This window comes from Thermovibrio sp. (genome assembly GCA_015488335.1).
Classification (GTDB): domain Bacteria; phylum Aquificota; class Aquificia; order Desulfurobacteriales; family Desulfurobacteriaceae; genus Balnearium.
Genome location: WFNZ01000020.1, coordinates 47,850 through 54,517, shown reverse-complemented (window position 1 = coordinate 54,517; position 6,668 = coordinate 47,850). Strand labels below are relative to the sequence as shown.

Annotated in this window: 5 protein-coding genes; 3 read left to right on the top strand and 2 right to left on the bottom strand. The window is 42.5% G+C overall.

The window, feature by feature from the left end; all coding sequences use genetic code 11:
• The first annotated feature begins 35 nt into the window (after nt 1-35).
• The 3 genes from galE (at nt 36) to F8H35_RS01965 (ending at nt 3,089) form a co-directional block, all read left to right on the top strand.
• The gene (galE, locus tag F8H35_RS01975) at nt 36-1,010 is read left to right on the top strand and encodes a UDP-glucose 4-epimerase GalE (RefSeq protein ID WP_472571896.1); all 975 of its coding nucleotides are present in this window, start codon (nt 36-38) and stop codon (nt 1,008-1,010) included.
• A gap of 238 nt (nt 1,011-1,248) precedes the next feature.
• Nucleotides 1,249-2,514 (top strand): RNA-guided endonuclease InsQ/TnpB family protein, encoded by a 1,266-nt coding sequence (locus tag F8H35_RS01970; RefSeq protein ID WP_472571894.1) that lies wholly within the window; start codon nt 1,249-1,251, stop codon nt 2,512-2,514.
• A gap of 35 nt (nt 2,515-2,549) precedes the next feature.
• Nucleotides 2,550-3,089, top strand: a complete 540-nt coding sequence (locus F8H35_RS01965) for a DUF8196 domain-containing protein (protein WP_472571893.1) — start codon at nt 2,550-2,552, stop codon at nt 3,087-3,089.
• A gap of 18 nt (nt 3,090-3,107) precedes the next feature.
• Here F8H35_RS01965 and F8H35_RS01960 read toward each other — a convergent pair whose 3' ends face one another.
• Nucleotides 3,108-5,060 carry an ATP-binding protein gene (locus F8H35_RS01960; RefSeq protein ID WP_472571892.1) on the bottom strand — a complete coding sequence of 651 codons (1,953 nt, stop codon included), beginning with the start codon at nt 5,058-5,060 and terminating at the stop codon, nt 3,108-3,110.
• Nucleotides 5,053-6,666, bottom strand: a complete 1,614-nt coding sequence (locus tag F8H35_RS01955; RefSeq protein ID WP_472571891.1) for an NAD(P)H-hydrate dehydratase — start codon at nt 6,664-6,666, stop codon at nt 5,053-5,055. Before F8H35_RS01955 ends, F8H35_RS01960 begins: the two co-directional genes overlap by 8 nt.
• Between the last annotated feature and the right edge of the window lie 2 nt (nt 6,667-6,668).

Sequence of the window (6,668 nt, the reverse complement as noted above, 5' to 3'; positions counted from 1 at the left end):
GATTAAAGGTAAGGGAGCCTATTAAGGAGGAAATATTGAAAGTTCTTGTTACAGGAGGAGCAGGGTTTATTGGAAGTCATATTGTTAAAGCTTTAGGTGAATTAGGACATGAAGTTCTGGTTGTTGATAGTTTAATAAAAGGGCATAGGGAAGCTGTTTTGTTCGGGAAGTTAGAAGTTCTGGATGTTGGTGATAAAGATCTTATATCGGAAGTTCTGGAGCAGTTTAAACCTGATGCTGTTATGCACTTTGCGGCATTTATAGAGGTAGGAGAGTCTGTAGAAAATCCGAGAAAGTACTATGAGAATAACACTGTTAAAACTTTGTCCTTACTTGATGCAATGCTTGAGCATGATGTAAAGAATTTCATTTTTTCCTCAACTGCTGCTGTTTATGGAAATCCTGAAAAAGTTCCCATTCCGGAAACGGAAACTGTGAAACCTATTAACCCTTACGGTCAGTCAAAGGCCTGTATTGAGAAAATTTTGTCTGATTACAGTAAGGCTTACGGTTTAAAATTTGTTTCTTTAAGGTATTTCAACGCTGCTGGTGCTAATCCTGAAGGGAGAATAGGAGAAAGTCATAATCCTGAAACTCATTTGATTCCACTGATTTTGAAAACAGCTAAGGGGGAAAGGGAAAGTATCAAAATTTTCGGGACGGATTATCCTACTCCTGACGGAACCTGTATAAGGGATTACATACATGTGGATGATCTGGCAGAGGCTCATGTTTTGGCTTTAAAGTATCTTTTAGACGATGGAGAAAGTGAAATTTTTAACTGTGGTTATGGTCATGGATACTCTGTTAAAGAAGTTATAGAAACGGCAAAGAGAGTAACTGGTGTAGATTTTAAGGTTGAAGAGGCTGATAGAAGGCCCGGAGACCCGGCCATTTTGGTAGCAGATAGCTCTAAACTTAAATCTAAACTTGGCTGGGAACCTAAGTTTGATGACCTTGAGTATATTGTTAAGACTGCATGGAACTGGGAGTTAAATAGAAGGTTCTGAGAATAGAATATCTGATTGTTGTGGTCTCTTTATTTGGAAAATAGATTCAGGTTGAGTAACTGGTTTTCCCCGGAGGACGTTAGATGCCTGATTTAACGGATAGGGTAGATAGGCTGGAAAAGGCTATTATGGAGCTTGTTTACGATAAAAAAGCGAGAACGATCTCCCCTTCAAAGCAGGGATGAATCGCACGGCATAAGCCGTTGAAACCAAATACTCTGAGAGTTAAATTTAAACTATGAACGAACTCAAACAGGCAAAGATAAGACAAACACTTAAAGAAACCAGAGAAAAAAGGAAACACCAAGTAGCCCGTGTCTATCAGTTAAAACTCCAGAACCTTTCAAGGTCTGATATAGAAAAGCTCAACAGACTCTTCCTTGAAGCCAAGTGGCTCTATAACTACGTTGTAGCAGACATTGAAAACCGACTAAACGGAAATACTTGGAAACTAAAAGAAGTTGAAATCAAAACTTCAGAAGGTTTTGAAAAGAGAGAGATTAAAACCCTCTCTTCTCAGATGAGACAGGGAATAGTTGAGAGGATAAAACACTCCCTCATCTCGCTTAAAAGAGCTAAAGAAAAAGGGAAAAAAGTAGGGAAACTTCAATTTAAAAGTGATGTTAGGAGTATACCGCTAAAGCAGTATGGAATAACCTACAAGATTTCTGGAGACAGGAACAGAGTAAAGATACAGGGAATAAAGAAGAAAATCAGGGTCTTAGGACTCCACCAGCTACCTAAAGAGTGTGAAATAGCAAACGGACTGCTTGTGAAGAAACCCTCAGGATACTACCTTTATATCACCTGCTACCTGCCGAAAAAGAGGATTTTAGAGGAAATCAAAAAAAATCAAGTTAAACAACCAGTAGGGATAGACCTTGGGATAAAACACCAGCTAACGCTGTCAACAGGAGAGAAGATAAGTTGGTATGTTCCTGAAACCAAAAGACTCAAAAAGCTCCAGAGAGAACTTTCAAGGAAAGTTAAAGGCAGCAGAAACTACCTTAAGACCAAGCAGAAACTCCAGAAAGAGTGGGAGTATATCCAGAACAGGAGAAAAGATACACAGAACAAAGTAATCAGCTACCTCAAAAGGTTCTCCCTCATAGCAGTTCAAGACGACTACATAAAGAGCTGGCACGAAGGATTATTTGGAAAGCAGGTTCAGAACACAGGGATAGGAGGAATAACTGCAAGGCTGAAACGTCTTGCGACTCTTATTCCTGTGTTCTTTGTAGATAGATATGAACCTACCACTCAAACCTGTTCTTTCTGTGGACATAGGCAGAGGGTAAGACTTTCAGAAAGGACATTTAAGTGTCAAAAATGTGGTAGAGAGATAGACAGAGACGTTAATTCTGCGAGGAACATACTCAAGGTAGCGATAGAGAAACTTAAGGGAGAAGGAAAACTCCTAAAAACCCTACCCGTGGACTGCGGGGAAGTAACGCCTGTGGAGTGGAAGTTATCCCACGGTGAAGCAGGAAGCCTATCACTTTAGTGGTAGGAGGATGTCACGTTCAGCATAAGACAGAGATGGAAATACAGAGTCTCAAAAGAGAAATGAAAGAGTTTAAGGATGAAATGAAGGAGTTTAAGGATAGAATGGATAAGGAAGTTAAACGTATGAATAAGCAATGGGGTGAACTCGCTAATGAGATGGGAGCAATTGTTGGGGATATTATTTTCCCTGCTACGAGGCCTGTGGTAAGGAAGTATTTTGATTGTGATCCAGTTGACTTGATGATGAATGTTGAGAGGAAGAGGGACGGTAGAAGAGAGGAATTTGATGTGATGGTTGTTTGTGAGGATAAGGTTTTTCTGATTGAAGTTAAGAGTACTCTCAGGCAGGAGCATATAGGTCAGGTAAAGGAGAAAGCGGAGAGGTTTAAAGAACTTTTTCCTGAGTACAGTGATAAAGAGCTGATATTAATCCTTGGTACTTTTAGCATAAAAAGGGAGCTCCTCAACCAGCTAACAAAAGAAGGTATTTACGGAATGGCTTACAGGGAGTGGGAGTATACGGATATTCTGAACTTTGAGGAGCTCCACAGAAAGAACAGGAAAGATCACTGAACCTGAGAGGAGTTTAGGTTATAGGGGGAGCTCCACGACGAAGGTATTTCTATCTACCGTGTAGATTTTTCCGCCGTGGTCTTCTACGATCTTCTTAACGATTGAAAGGCCTAATCCCCAGCCTTCCTCTTTTGTTGAGACGTAGGGAGAGAAAAGTTTATCGGCTATCTCTTCCGGAATGCCGGGGCCGTTATCTCTGAAGACCATGTAAACTTTTCCGTCTTTTTCTGTTGTTGAGACTTTTACTTCTGTTGCTCCGGCAGAGATGCTGTTGTCTATAAGGTTTATCAGAACTTCCCTTATCAGGCTCCTGTCTACGGGGATTTTCGGTATCTCCTCAAACTCATACTTGATCTTTATCCTGTTCTCGTAGGGCTCCAAAGTGCTTTTAATCAGGTCGTTCAGGTCTGTAAGTCTCTTTTCCGGTAGGGGTAGTCTTGCAAACTTTCTGAACTCATCTATGAGCCTTTTTATCACTTCAACTTCTTCTAAAATTGAATCTACAGCTCTTGAGAGGTTTTCGTCGTTAAGCTTACCCTTTGAAAACAACCTTTTTATCCTATCGGCGTTTAGCGTGATTGGAGTTAGTGGATTTTTAATCTCGTGGGCGATTCTCTGGGCTACTTCTCTCCAGGCTTCCGACTTTTTTGCCCTTACCAGTTCTGTAACGTCTTCAACTATTAAGATTCTGTCTCCCACTTCCGGAGAGGTTATAACTTCAACTGTAAGGAACTTTTCTCTTCCGTCTATCTCCTCTCTTACCTCTCCACGGCTTTTGTTGTTCTCTATCAGGTTTTCTACAACTTTTTTAAAGTTTGGATACCTTGAGAGGATGTCCCATATAGACTTTCCTTTTGACTCCTCTGAGAGTTTAAAAAGCTTTTTAGCCTCTTTGTTGCAGGATATTACCCTGCCGGAGAAGTCAAAGGTAATGATTGCAGGAGAGATGGCGTTCAGGACGTCCTCAAGGTATTTTCTGTTCTCTTCAAGGTTTTTCTGGAGGAGCTTGAGCTGTTCTACCATTGAGTTGAAAGCGTGAATTACGTGTTTCAGCTCGTCTGTTGCTTCATCTTCCGGTATTTTGACCGAAAGGTCTCCTGTTGATATCTTCTCGGTTGCTCTGTAGAGGGCTTCAATGGGAATGGAAATTCTCCTTTCAAAGTAGCGGGCGAACCAGAGAGCTCCAAACAGAACTGCAATTCCCATTACTCCGAAAGTAAAGGTGTAGACCGCTTTTATTGGGGTTTTGAAGGCAACTAATGTCTGGTAGTTTGAGTGGAGTTCCTCTATCTGAGCAACCTCTTTTTTTAAATTTTCGGGAAGCTTTTTGGATACGCAGACGAAATTGTGGCCAAACCTTTTGCATACAACTACCTGACCTGATGTTTTATCAAAAAAGGCATAATATTTAAGTTTTTTAATCTGTTTTATTTCGTCTTCAGAAAGGGGAAAGTTCCCTAATTCCTCGTTCCTCTTTCCACTTTCCCTGAAAAAACCGTCTATACCGTAAGCTTTCAGCGTATACGGGTAAACTTTCCTGTAGGCAAGCTGTTTCTCTTTTCTCTCAAGGTCAGACTCTATGAACCTTAAGAAGTTCTCTGTCGTTTCGTAAGAGGTTTCAACGATCCTCTTAACCTGAATTCTCAGGAGCCTGTCAAGTCCCTGATTTATTACGCCTGAAGCCAGGAATATTGAGAAGAGTGCCGGCCCTAAAACCAAGAGGAGAAAGGCTGTGAATATTTTTACCCGCAGGTTGGTTTTAAAGTGGGGAAAGAAAAAGAGGGCGAGGTTTCTGACAAACAGTATAAAAAGGATAGTTATAACTATAAGGATTAAGGCCATGAGGACGTGAAACAGAGGATTGTTCAGGTAGAACTCTCCGGAAAAAGAGGAGAGGGCGGAGACCCCGAAGTAGCCAACGATAAATATTCCAGCAAGTAGAAGGAAAGCTAAGGCTAACTTCTTATACACCCACAATCTCTCTCAATTCCGTTACAAAGGGAGAGGCAGATTTCTTAGGGTTCCTCTCAAGTTCTTTTATTTTTTTAATAGCTTTAGGGAGTTTCTCTATCAGGTCGCAGGCTTTAAGGCTCTCTTGAGTTAGTTCTTCCGCCGCTATGTCTCCTGCAAGGGAGTGGAGGAATACGCCGAACTTTGCTGCATCTTCTTCTTCAATTCCCATTCCGAGGAGAGCTCCCACCACTCCAGAGAGAACGTCTCCTGTTCCTGCCGTTGCCATTCCCGGGTTTCCTATAACATTTACGTAGGTTTTCCCCTCTTTTGTTGCAACTACAGTTCTTCCGCTTTTAAGGACTAAAGTTACTCCAAAGTGCTGTGAGAACTCAAGGGCAACCTCACAGGGAGCTGACAGGATCTCCTCTTTGCTCTTTTTGGATATCCTTGAGAACTCTCCGATGTGGGGAGTAAGGATCGTTGGAACTTCCTTTAGCTTTAAAATTTCAGGGCTCTCTGAGAGGGCGTTTATTCCGTCTGCGTCAATAACCATGGGTAGGTTGCACTCTTTTACAAACTCTCTGACGAACTCGTAGGTGTCGGGGTTGTTGCCGAGCCCCATTCCTATGACAACTGCCGAGAACTTGCCATTCTCTACCGTCTCTAAAACAGGTTCCAATTCGCCGATTCCAAAGTATCCCTTCCCATCGTCCTTTATGGGAATTGACATGACCTCTGTCAGTTTTGTCTCAAATATCTGGTTGAGAGACTCCGGAACTATTACAGTTGAGAGGCCTGCTCCTGTTCTTAAAACAGCCTCTGCGGCCATTGAGGGAGCTCCCGTTTTCCCGACAGAACCTCCTATTACTGCAACGTGGCCAAAGGTGTACTTGTGGTCCATTATCTCTCGGGGTGGAAGTGTAAAGAGGACCTCATCTGCTGTTAAGAGATACCTTTCGGGGCCTAAGAGGAACGGGACATCTTCAGGAATTGAGATGTCTGTAACGAAAACTTTTCCGCAGCTTTCACAGGCCGGTGGAAATACGTGAGCAATTTTTGGGTAGGCGAAGGTTACAGTGTAGTCTGCAACAACATGTTTTCCTATAACTTTCCCTGTGTCTGCCGAAAGGCCGGAAGGTATATCTACAGAAACAACCGTTCTGTTTGACCTGTTTATCAGGTCAACAACGTCGGCGTAGAACCCTTGTAAAGGTTTTGAAAGGCCGGTTCCGAAAAGGGCGTCTATAACTATTTCAGACTCCTTCAGGAGCTCGTAGAGCTCTATCAGTCTTTCCGACGTATCTATAACGTGAACGGGAACCGGAAGTTTTGAGATTATCTCGTAGTTCTGTCTGGCATCTCCTTTAAGGTTTTCAGGTTGAGTGGTTAATACAACTGTTACTTCGTACCCTAAGTTGTAGAGGTGCCTTGCAGCTGCAAGTCCGTCTCCTCCGTTGTTCCCTTTTCCGCAGACGACGAGGACGGAGCTCCCCTTAACATACCTGTAGACAACTTCTGCAACTCCCCTTGAGGCGTTCTCCATTAAAACAATTCCGGGAATGCCAACGGTTTCTATCGTTTCCCTGTCTATCTGTGCCATCTCTCCGGCCTTTAAGAGCCTCATCT